The following is an 18,153-nucleotide window of genomic DNA, read 5'->3' as shown; positions in this document are numbered from 1 at the left end:
CTCCGAAACCGGAGGTCCCCATGGATCTGCTCCTCAACTTCGTGTACACCGTCGCGTCGGTCCTCTTCACTGCGCTGTTCGTCAACGGGTCCTGATTTGTCGTCTCGCCACGGGTAATGTGCATGATACACATTATGTGTAGGATGCATATTTGATCCCGGGCAGAATGGGACGCGCAGAACCAGGGCGACGAGTGGAGGTGGCGGTGTCCGATCGCGACGTGGTGGCAGCTGTCGAGAACGAATTGACGTTGTTGTCGCGGTATCACGCCCACGCCCAGCGCGCGGGATTCCAACTCGACCGTTCCGCCTACCTGATCCTCGGCCGCCTGGAGCTGGAGCATCCGCTCAGCCTGAAGCAGCTCGCCGAGGCCTTCCGGCTCGACATCTCGACGATCAACCGGCAGATCGGCGCGCTGCTCAAGCGCGGGCTCGTCGACCGAGTCCCCGACCCGGACGGCGGAATGGCCCGTAAGGTCGAGGCGACACCTCGGGGCATCGAACAACTGCACGCCGACCGGACGTTGGGTCGCAACGGCGTCGAGCGCATCATCGCCGGATGGAGTGCCCACGATCGGGACGAGCTGCGCCGGCTGCTGACCAAGTTCAACGGCGAGATCGAGAAGGTCGAGGGCAATTCCTGGCCGCGCCGCGGAAGGACGTCCTGAGCCGGGAGCGTCAGGACTGGACGTGCGCGGTCGCGTCGCGCGCGAGGTCCGGCTCGTCGGCGATGACCGTCAGGTGAGGGTGTTCCGGTGGCGCGTCGTGCCACCCCTTCCACGACATCAGCGACCACCGGGACAGCCCCGACAGGGCGGATCCGAGGCTCGCGAATGAGGCGGTGCTCAGGACCGACCCGGCCGACCCGACCGACCCGATCGAGAGCACCGAGCCGACACTGCCGACCGACAGGATCGAATAGGCGGAACCGATCGACAGGATCGATCCCTCCGAGCGGATCGAGAGGATCGAACGCCGGGCGTGTCGCGATCGCAGTGAATGGTCCGAGGTGTGGTGCATCGAGGGCATTCCTCGGTCTACCACGGCGGCACCGTCGGCAAACAGGGGTGCGGTGCACGAAGGGCCCCTCCGGAAATATCCGGAGGGGCCCTTCGTGTATCGGTGTCGAGGGTCCTACGCGACCTGGAACATGCCGACGGTGGGGAGGAAGCTGCACGTGATCGGCGCGGCGCCCTCCTTCTGCGTCGTCAGTCCACCCGAGACGACGGCGAGGACGCGGCCCGGGCCGGTGTCCGCGATGGCCGACAGCGTGGCCGGTCCGTCCGGGTTGATCTTGGCCTCGTTGGTGAGGTTCTGGGTGGCGCGGCGCTGGTTGTCCAGGTTGATCCACGTCACAGTCAGTGGATTGGGCTGTTCGGGGGCAACGGAACTGGTTCCGAGAGCCGTGAACACGAAACCGGCCTGACCTGCCTTCGGTCCGGGCGGGGGCAGGACGGCCGGACCGGGAACCGCGAGTGCGGTGCCCACCGAGTCGGCGCCCTCTCCGATGCAGCCCTTACCGATGGTCGGGTAGAGGAACTGCGCGATGACGGGTGCGTTCTCCTTGGGGATCTCGGGACCGCCGCCGCCGCTGCCGTCGAGGAACGTGATGACGCGCTCGAGAGTGGACTTGAGCTCCGGCGGGATGCCGGGGGATTCGAGGAGGTTACGGGCCTGATCCAGGATCGCGTCCTGCGGGCCTGCGGCGATGTCTTCGGTACCTGCGGCTGCTCCGATGATCGCAGGTGCGAACGACGCGAGCATCTCCACGGGGATGCCTTCGGGCACGGGCGGCGGCGTCGGCTGCGCGATCGCCTGGGCCGGCACCGCCATCGCGGCTGCTGCGGCCAGAGCGAGAGCAGTCACTGCTCTGCGCATACCTCGGGTTCGAAGCACAGTCTCCCCATCCTTAGTCATAACAGCGTGGACGACAACTCAATCCGCGCTGACGGCTCGGGGGGTCACTCTATGTACAGCGCCCCCGGGTTGTACAGCTCACGAGTTCGTTCACCGGTAGCTGTGGCACCCCGGTGGGGAGTGTATGGCATACAGACCCCGACGGTGATCCTCTGGTGACGATAGCGTGTGGTCGATGTGGTCCGTGTGATTGGTGATGCAACTGTTACGCACTGCTACGGACACCTCGGGGCCCGCGGGCGCCGCCGTCTACGCTGTGCGGGACCGTTTCGGGATCGGCTGAGACGTCTACACCTCACAGGAGAGCACCACACTGTGTCCGACCATGCAGCGTCCGACCATGCAGCGTCCGACGACGGAGCATCCTCCGACCACCCGTCCGAGCGTTCTCCCACGTCGTCGTGGGGAACGTCGGCCCTGCACACCCTGTTGCGGTGCGCGCCTGTGCTTCTCGTGCTCTCGGTGCTCGGGCGAATGGCGTGGACGCTGCTGAGTCCCAACGGGATGAACCTCGTCGACCTGCACGTCTACGTCGACGGGTCCGAGGCGCTGCACGGGGGCAGTCTCTACGACTTCACCTATTCGGAAGTGACACCGGACTTTCCGCTGCCGTTCACGTATCCGCCGTTCGCCGCGCTCGTCTTCTTTCCCCTGCACTACCTGCCGTTCCCGCTGGTCGGGGTCGGCTGGCAGCTGCTCACCATCCTCGCCCTCTACGCCCTGGCCCGCATGAGTCTGGGACTCGTCCTCGGCGACACCGCACGCACGCCGCACTGGCGTGCGGTCGCGGTGCTGTGGACCACGGTGGGCGTGTGGGTGGAACCGGTGCGCACCACCCTGGACTACGGCCAGATCAACGTCTTCCTCGCGCTGCTGGTGATGACCGCCGTCCGCGGTTCGCGGTGGTGGCTGTCGGGTGCGCTCGTCGGTATCGCCGCCGGGATCAAACTGACCCCGGCGATCACGGGCCTCTATTTCCTCCTGCAGCGCCGATGGAAGGCCGCCGTGTTCTCGGGGATCGCCTTCGCCGCGACCGTGGGACTCAGTTACCTGCTGATCGGCTCGGAGGCGCGGGAGTACTTCACCCACCTGCTCGGCGACGCGGATCGGATCGGCCCGGTCGGCTCGGTATGGAATCAGTCGCTGCGCGGCGCGCTGTCGCGGCTGCTGGGGTACGACGTCGAGACCGGCGCGGTCTGGCTGCTGGCCGTGGCGGTCACCCTCGTCCTCGCCGTCCTGGCCTGGCGGGCGATCGCCCGCGACGATCGGCTCGGCACCCTCGTCATCGTCGAGTTGCTGGGCCTGCTCATCTCCCCGATCTCATGGTCACACCATTGGGTGTGGGTGATCCCGATGCTGATCTGGCTGCTGCACGGCCCGTACGGGTCGATGCTCGGCACCCGGATCCTCGCCGCCTACTGGCTCGTCACGACACTCATCGGCGTGCCGTGGGTGCTCAGTTTCTTCCAGGACTCGATCTGGCTGATCTCCCGCCCCGCGATCCTCGCGTGGCTGGGTACCGTCGACGTCGTGGGTGCGTTCGGTGTCTACGCCTGGGTGGCCTACGCGGGGCGCCGCGCGACGCGGGCCGCCGCGGCCCCGCCTACGGTCAGCCCGCCAGTGAGTCGATCTGCGCAGCAAGATCCAGATCCAGCTGCGTGAGCCCGCCTGCGGAATGCGTCGACAGCGTGTAGGTGACCTTCCGCCACCTGATGTCGATGTCCGGATGGTGGTTGGCGGCCTCCGCCGCCTCCGCGACCTTCCGGACCAGCTCCACCGCTTCGGGGAAACTCGGCGACTCCACGGTGCGGACAAGCGAATCGCCGGCTCGCCGCCACCCGGGCAGTTCCGCGAGCGCGGTGTCGATCTCTCCGTCTGACAGCAACTCGGCCATACCCCATGATGGTGCGGTGCCAGCGGAACGTGCAAGACCTGTCGACCACACCGGAGAGGTCGTGGCGGCCGCGATCATCGTCGACGGCCGGCTGTTGCTGGCGCAGCGGACGCGGCCCCCGGAACTCGCGGGGCAGTGGGAGCTGCCCGGCGGCAAGGCGGAGGCGGGGGAGAGCGCCGAGGACGCGCTGCGCCGCGAACTGCGGGAGGAACTCGGCGTCGAGGTGTCGGGCGGCGACCGGATCGGTGACGACGTGCCGCTGCCCGATGGCCGGGTGCTGCGCGCATACCGCGTTCACCTGGTGTCGGGAACCCCCGCCGCGCTCGATCACGCGGAGTTGCGGTGGGTGGACGGACGGGAACTGGGCGAGATCGACCTTGTCGACAACGACCGCGGATGGGTGCCGGACCTGCGGCTGCACCTGAACGGGTGGGGCTGACCTCAGGCTGCGCGGGCCTTCTTGAGCCCCTTCTTCAGTTCCTTCTTGGACGCGCCCTCGTTCTCGAGCTTCTTCATGCGCATGATCACGACCGGGCACTTGATGCACCGCGTCTTGCTGCGGCAGCACTTCTTCTTCGGTTTGAGACCCGAGACCTTGCTGGCCTTCACCTTGCCCATACCCGGCTCGGCCTTCCTACTCCGGTGAACGCCGGTATCCGCCGGCTCCGCTCAGGTTAGCGTCCCCTCAGCTTTAGGCCCCGCCGCACACGCGAGACAGGCAGAATTCGACGTGGCGCAGATCACTTTACGCTGGTCGGGCATGCCCCGCGAAGCCGGCGATGCGCGAAGTAGCCGTTCGGGCGGGTAGTATTCACGTGGCCGCGATGCCTGTACTGGGCGATTTACCATCGCCTCGACGAGGATTCTGAATCGAGATGACAAGGCGGCCGCCAGAAAGCCGTGCGAGGGAACTTTCGCGTGGCCGAATCAACTCAGCCAGGAGAGCCACCGCGTGACCATCACCAGCTTCCGTAACGTTGCCATCGTCGCACACGTCGACCACGGCAAGACCACTCTCGTCGACGCCATGTTGCGTCAGTCGGGGGCATTCGAGGAGCGCGCCGAACTGGTCGATCGCGTCATGGACTCCGGCGACCTCGAACGCGAGAAGGGCATCACGATCCTCGCGAAGAACACCGCCGTCCACAAGCATCACGGCGACGGCAGTGTCACGGTCATCAACGTCATCGACACCCCCGGTCACGCCGACTTCGGCGGCGAGGTCGAGCGCGGCCTGTCCATGGTCGACGGTGTCGTCCTGCTCGTCGACGCCTCCGAGGGCCCGCTGCCGCAGACCCGCTTCGTCCTGCGCAAGGCGCTCGCCGCGTCGCTGCCCGTCATCCTCGTGGTCAACAAGACCGACCGCCCCGACGCCCGCATCGAAGAGGTCGTCTCCGAGAGCCACGACCTGCTGCTCGACCTGGCCTCCGACCTCGACGACGAGGCCGCCGAAGCCGCCGAGCTCGCCCTCGACCTTCCCGTTCTGTACGCCTCCGGCCGTGAGGGCAAGGCGTCCAAGGTTCAGCCCGAGAACGGTCACGCGCCGGACGCCGAGAACCTCGACGCCCTGTTCGAGGTCCTCCTCAACTACGTGCCCGCGCCCAAGGGCAACGTCGACGCCCCGCTGCAGGCTCACGTCACCAACCTCGACGCGTCCGCGTTCCTGGGCCGCCTCGCGCTGGTCCGCATCCACAACGGCGAGCTGACCAAGGGTCAGACCGTCTCCTGGTGCCGCGAGGTCGACGGCGAGCCCGTGGTCACCAAGGCCAAGATCACCGAACTGCTTGCCACCGTCGGCGTCGAGCGTCAGCCCGCCGAGAAGGCCGTCGCCGGTGACATCGTCGCCGTCGCCGGGTTCGCCGACATCATGATCGGCGACACCCTCGCCGACCTGGAGAACCCGGTCGCGCTGCCCCGAATCACCGTCGACCAGCCCGCCATCTCGGTGACCATCGGCACCAACACCTCGCCGCTCGTCGGCCGGGTCAGCGGACACAAGCTGACCGCCCGCATGGTGAAGTCCCGCCTCGACCAGGAACTGGTCGGCAACGTCTCCCTCAAGGTCCTCGACATCGGCCGCCCCGACGCCTGGGAGGTCCAGGGCCGTGGTGAGCTCGCGCTCGCCATCCTCGTCGAGCAGATGCGCCGCGAAGGCTTCGAGCTGACCGTCGGCAAGCCGCAGGTGGTCACCCGTCAGGTCGACGGCAAGGTGCACGAGCCCTTCGAAGAGCTCACCATCGACAGCCCCGAGGAATACCTCGGCGCCATCACCCAGCTCCTCGCCAACCGCAAGGGCAAGATGGTGCAGATGGCCAACCACGGCGCGGGCTGGGTCCGGATGGAGTTCATCGTCCCGTCGCGCGGCCTGATCGGCTTCCGCACCGACTTCCTCACCGAGACCCGCGGCACCGGCATCGCCAACGCCGTCTTCCACGGCTACGCGCCGTGGGCCGGCGAGATCCGTGCCCGCCACACCGGCTCGCTCGTCTCGGACCGCACCGGTTCGGTCACCCCGTTCGCGATGATCCAGCTCGCCGATCGCGGAACCTTCTTCGTCGAGCCCGGCGCCGACACCTACGAGGGCATGGTCGTGGGCATCAACCCGCGCCAGGAGGACCTCGACATCAACGTCACCCGCGAGAAGAAGCTGACCAACATGCGTCAGTCCTCCGCCGACGTGATGGAGACCCTCGCCAAGCCCATCAAGCTCGAGCTCGAAGGCGCGATGGAGTTCTGCGCCGGCGACGAGTGCGTCGAGGTCACCCCCGAGGTCGTGCGCGTGCGCAAGGTGCACCTGTCGGCCACCGACCGTGCCCGTGAGCGTTCGCGCTCCAAGGCCCGTGACAAGGCGGCCCTGTAGTCGGCACGTCCGACCACGTCATACACAACCGGGCGAATGTACCTTCGGTCGATAGGCGACCGAAGGTACATTCGCTCGTGGGTTTCCGGAGCCTTCCGGTATCTCTGAGGAAAGGCGGCGCGGTGGGTGCTGGGGGTCGACTCGCGAGTGGTCGAGGACTGTGGGGACGAAGGCGGGGGACGGCAGTGGCCGCGCTCCTGCTGGCCGTGACGACGACGGTACTCACGTCGTGCACCGCTGATCCGCCCCCGCCCGTCGAAAGCACCGACAGCCCCAAGCCGACGGTGTCGCCCACCGAGAAGCAGCCCGTCGTCGTCGCGATCGACGACGTGGGCAGCGGATTCAACCCGCACCTGCTGTCGGACCAGTCGCCGGCGAACTCCGCGGTCAGCGCGCTCGTGCTGCCGAGCCCGTTCCGTCCGGTACCCGACCCCGCCCGCCCCGGCGGCAGCAACTGGATTCCCGACTCGTCGCTCGTGATCTCCGCGGACGTCACGTCGCAGGAGCCGTTCACCGTCACATACCAGCTGCGGAACGAGGCGCAGTGGTCCGACGGCGCGCCCATCGCCGCCGAGGACTTCCGCTACCTGTGGCAGCAGATGATCAGTGCGCCCGGAGTCGTCGACCCGGCCGGGTACCGGCTCATCGAGGACGTCAGGTCGTCCGGCGGCGGCAAGACGGTGACCGTCGTGATGAAGGCCGCGTACCCCGCGTGGCGTGAACTGTTCACCGACCTGCTGCCCTCACACCTCATCAAGGATTCCCCGGGCGGCTTCGCGACCGGGCTGTCCGAGAACATCCCGGTGTCGGGCGCGCACTTCCACATCAAGTCGATCGATCGCGGTCGCGACGAGATCCTGCTCGAACGCAACGACCGGTTCTGGGACAAGCCGGCGACCCCCGACCAGATCCTGATGCGCCGTGACGGATCGCCCTCCCAGCTCGCCGACTCGATGCGCAACAACGACACCCAGGTCGTGCAGATCCACGGCGGCACAGCCACTTCGGCGCAGCTCGCGGCGATCCCGACGGTGCGCACCGGGTCGTCGTATCAGCCTCGTGGCCTCGACCTGACGCTGAACGGCCGGGTGCCCGAACTCGCCGACGTCCGGGTGCGGAAGAGTCTCATGGACCTCCTGGACACCGACCTGCTCGCCGTCGTCGGCGCGGGCAGCGAAGCGTCCGCTGTTCCCGCGCGGTCGCAGGTCTACGCCCCGTCCGACCCCGGTTACGTCGCGACCGCACCCGCGCGGCCGAGCCGCGAGCAGGTGCTGGCGCAACTGGCCGAGTACGGCTACGTCGCCGAAACGCCCACGGCGACCGCCGTTCCCGCGGGCACTGCGCCGACGACCCGGCTCGTCCGCAACGGTGTGCCGCTGACCCTCGTCATCGGGACACCCGAGGGGGACGACACCGCCAGTGCGGTCGCGAACACGGCAGCCGACCAGTTGCGCGGCGCCGGCATCGACGCCACCGTGACGGCACTCCCCGCCGAGGAGCTGTACGGAGAGTCGCTGAGCAAGGGCGACATCGGAGCGGTCGTGGGATGGTCGCGCGCGGGATCCGACCCGGCGACGGCACTGGCCTCCCGGCACAGCTGCCCGCCCGCGGCGGTTGCGGCGACGCAGGCGAACACCGGAACGTCCGGCCCTGCAGGTGATTCGGTGGTGGAGGCCGAGGCTCCGTCGAACCTGTCCGGAGTCTGCGATCCCACGCTGCAACCATCCATCGATGCCGCGCTGCGGGGAACGGGTGACGTGCCGCAGGCTCTCGCCGACGCCGATCGCAGGCTCTGGGATCTCGCCGCGGTGCTGCCGATCATGCAGGACCGCACGCTGGTCGCGGCAGGACCGGGCGTCGAGGGTGTGTCGCTGTCGGGCGCCGTGCCGGTCGGAATATTCAGCGACGCAGCAGACTGGAGCAGGATCAAGGAATGAGTGAGCGGCGACTTCTGCTGGTCCATGCCCATCCCGACGACGAGACCCTCACTACCGGTGGCACCATCGCGCGCTACGCCGCCGACGGTGCCGACGTCCACGTCCTGACGTGCACGCTCGGCGAGGAAGGTGAGGTGATCGGCGACGAGTGGGCGCACCTGGTCGCGGACGCCGCCGATCAACTCGGCGGGTTCCGGATCGGCGAGCTGGCCTCCGCGCTCTCGCATCTGGGTGCGGGGCGGCCACGATTCCTCCTGGGGGCGGGACGTTTCCGTGACTCCGGGATGGCGGGCACGGCGTCGGCGGCGAACCCGCGCGCCTTCGTCAACGCCGACCGGGCCTCGGTGACCGCGGCGATCGTGGCGGTCATTCGCGAGGTGCGGCCGCACGTCGTCGTCACGTACGACCCGGACGGCGGATACGGGCACCCCGACCACATCCAGGCGCACCGGATCGTCACGGCGGCCGTCGAGGCAGCGGGAACCGAACAGTTCCCTGAGGCGGGCGTCCCCTGGGAGGTCGCGAAGCTGTATTGGACGGTGACCGAGGCGACCGCGCTCGAGTCGGGTCTCTGCCGGATCGGGGACGTGCCCGACGGCTGGCGCCTGCCGGAGCCCGGCGAACTGCCGAGTGTCCCGGACGCCGACGTGACGACGGTCATCGACGTGCGGGGCGTGTTCGACGCCAAGCGGGCGGCGCTCTCGGCGCACGCCACACAGGTGACGGTGGCACCGAGTGGCACCGAGTACGCGCTCTCCAACGACATCGCGCAGCCGATCCTGACCGAGGAACACTTCGTGCTGGTGCGAGGGGCACTCGGCGACACGGGCCCCGACGGCCGGGAGCGCGACCTCTTCGCCGGCGTCGGTCACTGACCGCAGGTACCTGTGACCGACGTTACGTATTACACTGTGGCGCACGTCACGCAGCGGTTCTCGGACGAGGCCGTGTGACACCCGTCAGGAGAGGCGCTAGATGTACAACTGGGATGTTCAGAACGCCATCGTCGCGTTCGTCGATACGCTTCGGCCGTCGTGGCCGGCCCAGCACGACCTGTATTACGGCGTGCTGTACGGATTCGCCGACATGCAGAGCCACTTGCTGACCCTGCTGGGTTACCCGCCCGTCGCGTGATCCACTATTGACACATGACCGTCGGCACCGCAGCGAAACCCGGGCACCTCGATGCTTTGGGGAGGATCACCCTCGCGCTGCTGGTGTTCGACGGCTTCCTGTGCGCCGTGCTGTCGGTGCTCTTCCTGCCCTCCTACATCGGGGCGACACCCTTCCCGATCAGCATCCTCGTTGCCGCGGTCGTCAACCTGGCGCTGGTGATCGCTGCCCGGTCGACCACCGGCCGGATCGGCGCGGGGGTGCTTCCGCTCGCCGGGTGGGGAGCCGGCTTCCTGCTCTGCATGGTCGGCGGCCCCGGCGGCGACGTCCTCGTGCTCGCCTCCGTATCGACCCTGCTGCTTCTGTTCGGCGCGCTGGTTCCCGCGGCCGTCTACTTGTGGAAGGTCAGTGCCAAGGCGGCTTTCCGATCTGTTTCACCGTCTGAGCGCGAGGGTACGCGATAGCGACCAGCAGTCTGCTGAAGGAGCATCGCGATGACAGATCAGAACTTCACGACCGACGACGCCGGCATCCCCGTGACGAGTGACGAGCACTCGCTCACGATCGGAACGGACGGGCCCATACTCCTCCAGGACCATTACCTGATCGAGAAGATGGCCCAATTCAACCGCGAACGCGTGGCGGAGCGCCAACCGCACGCGAAGGGCGGCGGGGCGTTCGGACGGTTCGAAGTTACCGAGGACGTCTCCGCCTACACGAAAGCCGACCTCTTTCAACCCGGCAAGAAGACCGATCTGCTGATCAGATTCTCGTCCGTCGCCGGCGAGCGCGGCAGCCCGGACACGTGGCGCGACCCGCGTGGATTCGCGATCAAGTTCTACACCGACCAGGGCAACTACGACATGGTCGGCAACAACACGCCCGTCTTCTTCATGCGCGACCCCATGAAGTTCCAGGACTTCATCCGCTCGCAGAAACGGCGTGCCGACAACAACCTTCGCGACCACGACATGCAGTGGGACTTCTGGACGCTGTCCCCGGAATCGGCGCACCAGGTCACCTGGCTCATGGGCGACCGCGGCATCCCGCGCACGTGGCGGCACATGAACGGGTACTCGAGCCACACCTACATGTGGGTGAACGCCGCGGGCGACAAGTTCTGGGTGAAGTACCACTTCAAGACCGACCAGGGCATCGAGTTCTTCACGCAGCACGAGGGTGACCAGATGGCGGCCATGGACACCGACTATCACACCCGGGACCTGTGGGAGCACATCGAAGGCGGCGAGTACCCGAGCTGGACCCTGAACATGCAGATCATGCCGTTCAAGGATGCCGACGACTACCGGTTCAACCCGTTCGACCTCACCAAGGTGTGGCCGCACAGCGACTACCCGCTCATTCCCGTCGGCAAGATGACTCTCGACCGCAACCCCACCGACTACCACTGCGAGATCGAGCAGGCCGCGTTCGAACCCAGCAACCTCGTGCCCGGCATCGGCCCGAGCCCCGACAAGATGCTCGTCGGCCGGCTGTTCTCCTACCCGGACGCCCACCGCTACCGCATCGGCGCCAACTACAAGGAACTACCCGTCAACCGCCCGCACGTCCCCGTCCGCTCGTACTCGAAAGACGGCAACATGCGGCACCACAACCCCGGTGATCCGGTGTACGTGCCGAACTCCAAAGGCGGTCCGCACGCTGACCCGTCACAGGTCGGGGAGACTGCAACCTGGTACGCCGCCGGCGACATGGTGCGCTCGCCCTACGCGCTCCACCGGGACGACGACGACTGGGGTCAGGCCGGGACGATGGTCCGGGAAGTACTCGACGACGCCGCACGGGACCGCTTGGTGGACAACATCGTCGGCCACCTGCTGAACCGCGTCAGCGAACCGGTCCTGGCGAAGGCGCTCGAATACTGGCGCAATGTCGACAAGCCCCTCGGCGACCGGATCGCAGACGGTGTGGCGGAGAAGCAGTCGGAGACCGACCCGAAGGCGGGGGAGCAGGCCAATGCGGCGCGCAGCAGCGCGCAGGCGAAGGCCTAGGCCCTAACCGTCGTACGCCACCGGGTGCCGGGGCTGGTACAGGATCATCTCGCCCGCTCCCGGGATCCTCAGGGCGGTGGTGAGGCCGTATCCGTCGTCGCGGATTCCGCGGGTGAACTCGGCGCCCTTGGCTTCGAGTTCCGCGACGGTCGACTCGATGTCGTCGCACATCAGCGAGATCTCGTGGTGCGGTCTCGTCGACCACGGTTCACCACCCCGATCGTCCGAGGTGGGGTGCACACCCATCTCGGACGGCCCGGTGCCGAAGATCAGCCACCCGCCCCCGGCGTCGACGTGGGACCAGCCGAGCACGTCGCGGAAGAAGGCGCGGGCGGCGTCGGGGTCGTCTGCGTAGACCAATGTGTGAACCGCGGTGATCATGGGGGCAGCCTAGTGCGATTCGTCCGTCACACTGGGTGAATGTCGAACGACGAACTTTCCGGACTGACCATCGCCGTCACCGCCGAACGGCGGGCCGCCGAGTTCATCACGCTTCTCGAACGGCACGGGGCCGCGATCACCCACACTTCCGCCATCCACGTGTTACCGCTCGCCGACGACTCCGACCTACGGTCCCGCACCGCCGAGGTCATCGCGACGCCACCGGACCTCCTGGTCGTCAGCACCGCCGTCGGATTCCGGGGATGGCTGGACGCGGCACGGGCCTGGGGCGAGGAGGACGCGCTACTCGGCGCCCTCCAGTCGGCCCGGATCATCACCCGCGGTCCCAAGGCGAAGGGCGCCGTCCGCGGTGCCGGGTTGCGTGAGGAGTGGTCGCCGGAGACGGAGTCGTCCGAGGAAGTGCACGAGCACCTCGTCGCCGAGGGCGTGTGCGGGCTGCGCGTGGCGGTCCAGTTGCACGGCACCATCACCGAATGGGAACCGATGACCGACCTGAGCGTCTCCCTCGCCGGCGCCGGGGCCGAGACGACGGCCGTGTCCGTGTACCGGTGGATCAGACCCGAGAACCAGCAACCGCTGCGGACGCTGCTCGACCAGATCATCCGAGCCGAGGTCGACGCCGTCACCTTCACCAGCGCACCCGCCGTGTCGTCCCTCCTGAGCACCGCGAAGGATACCGACCGCGTCGACGCTCTCCTCCATGCATTCCGCGGTCCCGTCGCCCCGGTCTGCGTCGGCTCCGTCACGGCCTCGCCCCTCACCGCCCTCGGCGTCGACACCATGCAACCCGCCCGGCCCCGGCTCGGCAGCATGGCCAAATACATCATCGAGGAACTCCCGAACCGGCGGCAGTAGGGGCGCACCGATTGGACCGATGGGACGGTCGTTGCGTCAGATCGAACGGGCGTCCCGTTCGTGCGGTGGTTGTAGGGCCGGGGTGAACGGCACGTTCGGCGCCTCGGTCAGGTCGGATGTACCGTTCGCCCGGGCCACCCGCTCAGCCCGGCCGCGCGTGCGGCGTCGGACAGTACGGATTCGAGCATGGCGGGGGTGAGCCGACCGGTGAAGGTGTTCTGCTGGCTGACGTGGTAGCAGCCGAACAGGTGCAGCGACTGTTCGGCGCCGGCCAGTTCGACATGCGCCCCGTGCCCGAACTTGGGTCGTGGCCGCGGAACGGCCCAGCCGGCGTCGTCGAGGACGGGTAGCAGCGACTGCCAGCCGAAACCGCCGAGCACGATCACCGACCGCAGGTGTGGGCGGAGGATCCGCAGTTCGGAGTCGAGCCAGTGGCGGCAGTGGTCGCGTTCGGCCGGGGTCGGCTTGTTCGCGGGCGGTGCACAATGCACCGGGGCCGTGATGCGGACGCCGAACAGTTCGAGGCCGTCGCCGATGTGGGTGGCGGTGGGCTGACTCGCCAGACCCACGGCGTGGAGTGCGGCGTAGAGGAAGTCGCCGCTGCGGTCGCCGGTGAACATGCGACCGGTGCGGTTCGCGCCGTGCGCGGCGGGGGCCAGACCGACGATCAGCAGGGGCGCGTCGGGTGGACCGAAACCGGGAACCGGCCGGCCCCAATAGGTTTCGTCGCGGAACGAGGCGCGTTTGTCGCGCGCGACCTGCTCTCGCCACTCGACGAGGCGGGGGCAGGCCCGGCATTCGATCAGCTGCGCGTCGAGTCCGGCGATGTCGGTCACCGCCGCGCCCATACGTCGCCTCCGCCGGGTGTCACCGACTCGACGAGCGACCACGCCTGATCGGCGGGAAGGTCGATCACCAGGTATTTGCCGGTGCCCGCGGGGGTGGCGGCAATGACGGTCGCGACGCCGGCGCGCCGCTGGAAGAACGTCTGACGGACGGTCCACCCGATGATGCCGGCGGCCTCGAGACTGTGCCTTGCGCGGTCGAGGGAGCCGCTGCTGGTGATCAACCATCCGGGCAGCACCGCATGTCCGAGTCCCCGGTACCGATCCCACGCCAGCGCGACGCCACCGACGGCGAGCGCGACGATCCCGGCCCAGGCTGCCCAGAACACCGGCCGGTCGAGGATCAGGAACACCAGTGCGACGGCGAGGGCGACCTCGGCGGGGATCAGCGCCCGCGTGTAGCGCCGGCGTGCGGCGACCGGGCCGTGTGCCGTGAGCGTGACCGCGGCCTGCCGGTGGTCGCCGATCACGGTGGCCATCACCCGTTCGGATTCCGCGCGCGGACCCTGGGGGAGCAGCAGCGAGGACTCCCGCCGCTCGGCGCTGACGCCGGTCATGACGGCGTCCAGACGCGCGCCGCCGGCGAGCCGCAGCAGGAGCGGTTCCCCGAGCGTCGTACCGCGGAGGCGGGCGCGGTCGAGTGTGGTCTGGCGGGTCTTCAACAGCCCGTGGCTGACGTGCAGGGTGCGGCCGTTGTCCGTCAGCCTCATGTTCCCGTAGGTCAGCAGGTACCGAACGCAGGCGAGGGCGCTGGCGACGATCAGGAGGACAACGCTGCCGACGACCACGGCGAGGACGATCCCGACGCGCTCGGCGGATTCGATGCCCGCGGCCACCGTCGACGAGCGGGCGATCTTCGCGCCGATTCCGTACTGGAATGCGAGTCCGACGATCGCCGCAATGGTCACCACCCCGGTCACCGAGAACGGGGCGTAACGCACCCAGGCCGGTGTCCAGTGGCCGATCTCGGTCACCGCAGGCTCCTGCGCGACCGCGGTGTGCTCGGTTCCCGCAGCGGCCTGGCGGTTGAGCAGTGCGGCCCGAAGATCGGGAACCAGCCCAGCGGAGAGCGCGTTGAGTTCGAACTTCGCCGCATCCGGCTTGGACCCGACCTGCTTACCGGTGCCGATGCGCACGATCGACAGGCCCAGCAGGCGATGCAGGACCCCCGCCTCCACGTCGACGGATCGGATGCGGTTGCGCGGAACCGACAGCAGGCGTTTGCGGAACAGGCCTTGCCGCAGCTGTACGTGCACCGGGCCGATCCGGTAGCTCGTCGTGAACCAGCGTGAGATTCCGAACACGACGAACACGGCGATTGCGACGAGGCTCCACACGTGGTTGCCGCTCTGTGTGCCGATCACCAGCGAAATCAGCAACACCGGCAGCAGTTTCACGATCTCGTTGACCGGGTGGACCAGCAGCATCCGGCGATCGAGCCGCAACCAGGGCTGTTCCTCCTCGGCGGCGACCGCGGCCTCGCCCTGCGCGATGGGGGGAGCGATTCCCGGTTCCGGTGCCGCACTCACGTGGCGTCACCGGCATTGGTGCCCGCGACCTCGGTGAGCCGCGCGACGGTGCGGTCGGCGGTGGCCTGATCGAGGGCGGAGATCTTGACGGCACCGGCGGACGACGCCGTCGTGACGGTGACGGTCGCCAGACCCAGCATGCGGTCGATGGGACCGCGTTCGGTGTCGACGGTCTGGATGCGGGAGATGGGTGCGATGCGACGTTCCTGGGTGAACCATCCGCTGCGGGTGTACACCGCGGTGTCGCTGATCTCCCAGCGGTGCACCCGGTACCGCCAGATCGGGACGACGGCGACGTGGAGAATCGCGAGCACGACGGTGATCGCGAGGGCCGTGACGTGCACCCACACGGGCCACCAGTGGAAGACGAGCGCGACGGCTTGCACGACGAAGACGGGAAACCAGAGAAGGGCGGCGTTGATCGCCCACAGTTGCCTGGCCTTGGGACTGGGCCGCCACAGTGGATCCGCCATCGTGACGGTGGTGGGCACACTCATGCCCCTACTTTGGCCGTGCCCCGCCATTCTGTCGAGAAGCGACCTATCGTGGGAGGACCCCCCGAAGTGAAAGGAGCGCAGACATGACGTCATTCGATGCGGCCGATTCTCCGGAGGTTCCCGAGGCAGACCGGCTGGAGCAGGAAATCGCCGTCGACGACGACAACTCCGACGAGGTCGAAGAAGTGTCGTCGCTGGAGGTGAACGAGGCGGACGTGGCCGAGCAGAGCCGGTCGGTTCCGGTCGACGAGGACTACCCACGGGGGTAGCGATCCGCATGCTCCCGGGAGTCTGGGTGGCAGCGTCCATCGTCGATGGCGCATGATCGCTGGGTGACCCATTCAGGTGAAGAATCCGGCCGGCCCACGATGCTTCCCATGCCCGGTGTTCCGGCACCGGCCCCGTCCGGCGCATCCGCGCAGGAAGTGGCACCGTCCGCCTCCGCCATGCGGCGGGTGTTGCGGCGTGCGCGGGACGGCGCCACTCTGAACGTGGACGAGGCGACGGTGCTGTTGCAGGCGCGCGGCGACGATTTGGCGGATCTGTGTTCGTCGGCGGCGAAGGTCCGCGATGCCGGGTTGCTGGCGGCGGGCCGGCCGGGGGCGGTGACGTACTCGCGGAAGGTGTTCATCCCGTTGACCCGGTTGTGCCGGGACCGGTGCCATTACTGCACGTTCGTCACGGTGCCGGGCAGGTTGCGGGCCGAGGGGCGGGGGGCGTATCTGGAACCGGACGAGGTGCTGGAGATCGCCCGGCAGGGCGCCGAATTGGGCTGCAAGGAAGCGTTGTTCACGCTCGGTGACCGGCCGGAGGATCGGTGGCCGGAGGCGAAGCAGTGGCTGGATGAGCGGGGCTACGATTCGACGCTGGATTATCTGCGGGCGATGTCGATCCGGGTGCTCGAGGAGACCGGGTTGCTGCCGCACCTGAACCCGGGGGTGCTGAGCTGGGAGGAGATCTCCCGGCTCAAGCCGGTGGCCCCGTCGATGGGGATGATGCTCGAGACCACGTCGACCCGGTTGTTCACCGACAAGGGGCAGTGCCATTACGGCAGCCCGGACAAGGATCCGGCGGTGCGGCTGCGGACGCTGACCGACGCGGGCCGGTTGAGTGTGCCGTTCACCACCGGGATTTTGGTGGGGATCGGCGAGACGGTCCGGGAGCGGGCCGAGTCGATCATGGCGATCCGGAAGTCGCACAAGGCGTTCGGGCACGTGCAGGAGGTGATCGTGCAGAACTTCCTGGCCAAGCCGGACACCGCGATGCGCGACACCCCGGACGCGGGTTTGGAGGAATTCGCCGCGACGATCGCGGTGTCGAGGTTGCTGCTGGGGCCGGGGATGCGGATTCAGTCGCCGCCGAATCTGGTGTCGACCACCGAGTGCGCCGCGCTGCTGGGGGCGGGGGTCGACGACTGGGGTGGGGTGTCGCCGCTGACCCCGGATCATGTGAACCCGGAGCGGCCGTGGCCGAACCTGGACACCCTGGCGGAGATCACCGCGGCGGCCGGGTTCGTGCTGACCGAGCGGACGGCGGCGCAGCCGCAGTTCGTGCTGGCCGGGGCGCCGTGGATCGATCCGCGGATCACCGGGCACGTGCAGGCCCTCGCGGACCCGACCACCGGGCTGGCGCGGCACGATGTCACGCCGGTGGGGTTGCCGTGGCAGGAGCCGGACGAGTCGTGGGAGTCGGCGGGCCGGGTGGATCTGCACACCGAGATCGACACCGCCGGCCGCAACACCGACACCCGCAGCGATGTGGGCAGTGCGTTCGGGGACTGGGAGACCGTCCGCGAGCAGGTGCTGGAGTTGTCCGGTCCGGTGCGGGTGGACACCGATGTGCTGGCGGCGCTGCGGGCCGCGGAACGGGATCCGGCGGGGTTGTCGGACGATGCGTATCTGGCGTTGGCGACGGCGGACGGTGCGGGGTTGGAGGCGGTGGTGGCGTTGGCGGATGCGCTGCGCCGGGATGCGGTCGGCGAGGAGGTGACGTATGTGGTGAACCGGAACATCAACTTCACCAACATCTGCTACACCGGGTGCCGGTTCTGTGCGTTCGCGCAGCGCAAGGGGGATGCGGATGCGTTCACGCTGTCCACCTCGGAGGTCGCGGACCGGGCCTGGGAGGCGCACGTCGCGGGCGCGACGGAGGTGTGCATGCAGGGCGGGATCGACCCGGAGTTGCCGGTCACCGGGTACGCGGATCTGGTGCGGGCGGTGAAGGAGCGGGTGCCGTCGATGCATGTGCACGCGTTCTCCCCGATGGAGATCGTCAACGGGGCCTCGCGGGGTGG

General features: G+C 68.3%; 20 protein-coding genes. 12 read left to right on the top strand and 8 right to left on the bottom strand.

Going from position 1 to position 18,153, the window contains the following annotated elements; translation table 11 throughout:
- Positions 1–199: 199 nt before the first annotated feature.
- A complete protein-coding gene (locus ACFTWF_RS41200) occupies positions 200–667 on the top strand; it encodes a MarR family winged helix-turn-helix transcriptional regulator (protein ID WP_378466842.1) in 468 nt (155 codons plus the stop codon).
- A 10-nt stretch (positions 668–677) separates the two neighbouring features.
- Here the strand turns inward: ACFTWF_RS41200 and ACFTWF_RS41195 are convergent, their stop codons facing one another.
- Both ACFTWF_RS41195 and ACFTWF_RS41190 read right to left on the bottom strand, forming a co-directional pair.
- Complete coding sequence (locus tag ACFTWF_RS41195) at positions 678–1,028, bottom strand: hypothetical protein (protein WP_378466841.1); 351 nt, start codon at positions 1,026–1,028, stop codon at positions 678–680.
- A 105-nt stretch (positions 1,029–1,133) separates the two neighbouring features.
- A complete protein-coding gene (locus tag ACFTWF_RS41190; RefSeq protein WP_378466840.1) occupies positions 1,134–1,916 on the bottom strand; it encodes a hypothetical protein in 783 nt (260 codons plus the stop codon).
- Positions 1,917–2,231: 315 nt separating this feature from the next.
- Here ACFTWF_RS41190 and ACFTWF_RS41185 point away from each other — a divergent pair, with 315 nt between their 5' ends.
- Positions 2,232–3,578 (top strand): mannosyltransferase, encoded by a 1,347-nt coding sequence (locus ACFTWF_RS41185; RefSeq protein WP_378466839.1) that lies wholly within the window; start codon positions 2,232–2,234, stop codon positions 3,576–3,578.
- Here the strand turns inward: ACFTWF_RS41185 and ACFTWF_RS41180 are convergent.
- Positions 3,526–3,810: a 4a-hydroxytetrahydrobiopterin dehydratase gene (locus ACFTWF_RS41180; RefSeq protein WP_005239148.1), complete on the bottom strand. Its 285-nt coding sequence runs from the start codon at positions 3,808–3,810 to the stop codon at positions 3,526–3,528. The genes ACFTWF_RS41185 and ACFTWF_RS41180 overlap by 53 nt on opposite strands.
- A gap of 16 nt (positions 3,811–3,826) precedes the next feature.
- Here ACFTWF_RS41180 and ACFTWF_RS41175 point away from each other — a divergent pair, with 16 nt between their 5' ends.
- Positions 3,827–4,249, top strand: coding sequence for a (deoxy)nucleoside triphosphate pyrophosphohydrolase (locus ACFTWF_RS41175; protein ID WP_378466838.1), 423 nt, complete (start codon positions 3,827–3,829; stop codon positions 4,247–4,249).
- Positions 4,250–4,251: 2 nt separating this feature from the next.
- Here the strand turns inward: ACFTWF_RS41175 and ACFTWF_RS41170 are convergent, their stop codons facing one another.
- Positions 4,252–4,428, bottom strand: coding sequence for a hypothetical protein (locus ACFTWF_RS41170; RefSeq protein WP_005253649.1), 177 nt, complete (start codon positions 4,426–4,428; stop codon positions 4,252–4,254).
- Positions 4,429–4,762: 334 nt separating this feature from the next.
- On the opposite strand from ACFTWF_RS41170, the gene typA reads away from it, so the two are divergent.
- The 6 genes from typA to ACFTWF_RS41140 all read left to right on the top strand — a co-directional run bounded on the left by typA (position 4,763) and on the right by ACFTWF_RS41140 (position 11,732).
- Entirely contained in the window at positions 4,763–6,670 is a 1,908-nt protein-coding gene (gene typA, locus ACFTWF_RS41165; protein ID WP_378466837.1) for a translational GTPase TypA, read from the top strand.
- Between the two features lie 122 nt (positions 6,671–6,792).
- Complete coding sequence (locus tag ACFTWF_RS41160; RefSeq protein WP_378466836.1) at positions 6,793–8,607, top strand: ABC transporter family substrate-binding protein; 1,815 nt, start codon at positions 6,793–6,795, stop codon at positions 8,605–8,607.
- Positions 8,604–9,482: an N-acetyl-1-D-myo-inositol-2-amino-2-deoxy-alpha-D-glucopyranoside deacetylase gene (gene mshB, locus ACFTWF_RS41155; protein WP_378466835.1), complete on the top strand. Its 879-nt coding sequence runs from the start codon at positions 8,604–8,606 to the stop codon at positions 9,480–9,482. The genes ACFTWF_RS41160 and mshB overlap by 4 nt, the downstream gene beginning before the upstream one ends.
- A 100-nt stretch (positions 9,483–9,582) precedes the next feature.
- Positions 9,583–9,741, top strand: a complete 159-nt coding sequence (locus tag ACFTWF_RS41150; RefSeq protein WP_167344029.1) for a hypothetical protein — start codon at positions 9,583–9,585, stop codon at positions 9,739–9,741.
- A gap of 14 nt (positions 9,742–9,755) precedes the next feature.
- Complete coding sequence (locus tag ACFTWF_RS41145) at positions 9,756–10,184, top strand: hypothetical protein (RefSeq protein WP_378466834.1); 429 nt, start codon at positions 9,756–9,758, stop codon at positions 10,182–10,184.
- Positions 10,185–10,214: 30 nt separating this feature from the next.
- Positions 10,215–11,732, top strand: coding sequence for a catalase (locus ACFTWF_RS41140; RefSeq protein WP_378466833.1), 1,518 nt, complete (start codon positions 10,215–10,217; stop codon positions 11,730–11,732).
- Between the two features lie 3 nt (positions 11,733–11,735).
- On the opposite strand, the gene ACFTWF_RS41135 is transcribed toward ACFTWF_RS41140, so the two are convergent.
- Entirely contained in the window at positions 11,736–12,113 is a 378-nt protein-coding gene (locus tag ACFTWF_RS41135; protein WP_378466832.1) for a VOC family protein, read from the bottom strand.
- A 39-nt stretch (positions 12,114–12,152) separates the two neighbouring features.
- On the opposite strand from ACFTWF_RS41135, the gene ACFTWF_RS41130 reads away from it, so the two are divergent.
- Positions 12,153–12,989, top strand: a complete 837-nt coding sequence (locus ACFTWF_RS41130; protein ID WP_378466831.1) for a uroporphyrinogen-III synthase — start codon at positions 12,153–12,155, stop codon at positions 12,987–12,989.
- A gap of 107 nt (positions 12,990–13,096) precedes the next feature.
- Here ACFTWF_RS41130 and ACFTWF_RS41125 read toward each other — a convergent pair whose 3' ends face one another.
- From ACFTWF_RS41125 to ACFTWF_RS41115, 3 genes are read right to left on the bottom strand one after another with little or no spacing between them, the layout of a single operon-like run.
- Complete coding sequence (locus tag ACFTWF_RS41125) at positions 13,097–13,837, bottom strand: uracil-DNA glycosylase (protein ID WP_378466830.1); 741 nt, start codon at positions 13,835–13,837, stop codon at positions 13,097–13,099.
- On the bottom strand, positions 13,822–15,363 hold the full coding sequence (locus tag ACFTWF_RS41120) for a PH domain-containing protein (RefSeq protein WP_378466829.1): 1,542 nt from the start codon (positions 15,361–15,363) through the stop codon (positions 13,822–13,824). The genes ACFTWF_RS41125 and ACFTWF_RS41120 overlap by 16 nt, the downstream gene beginning before the upstream one ends.
- Positions 15,360–15,860: a PH domain-containing protein gene (locus ACFTWF_RS41115; RefSeq protein WP_378466828.1), complete on the bottom strand. Its 501-nt coding sequence runs from the start codon at positions 15,858–15,860 to the stop codon at positions 15,360–15,362. Before ACFTWF_RS41115 ends, ACFTWF_RS41120 begins: the two co-directional genes overlap by 4 nt.
- Before the next feature lie 83 nt (positions 15,861–15,943).
- Between ACFTWF_RS41115 and ACFTWF_RS41110 the strand changes: the two genes are divergently transcribed.
- Complete coding sequence (locus ACFTWF_RS41110; protein ID WP_378466827.1) at positions 15,944–16,129, top strand: hypothetical protein; 186 nt, start codon at positions 15,944–15,946, stop codon at positions 16,127–16,129.
- A gap of 45 nt (positions 16,130–16,174) precedes the next feature.
- A partial coding sequence (locus tag ACFTWF_RS41105; RefSeq protein ID WP_378466826.1) for a bifunctional FO biosynthesis protein CofGH occupies positions 16,175–18,153 on the top strand: 1,979 nt, incomplete at its 3' end.

The sequence above is a fragment of the Rhodococcus sp. NPDC056960 genome (genome assembly GCF_042674125.1).
In the GTDB taxonomy this organism is placed as follows: Bacteria; Actinomycetota; Actinomycetes; order Mycobacteriales; family Mycobacteriaceae; genus Rhodococcus_F.
This window is presented reverse-complemented; position numbering and strand designations above follow the sequence as displayed.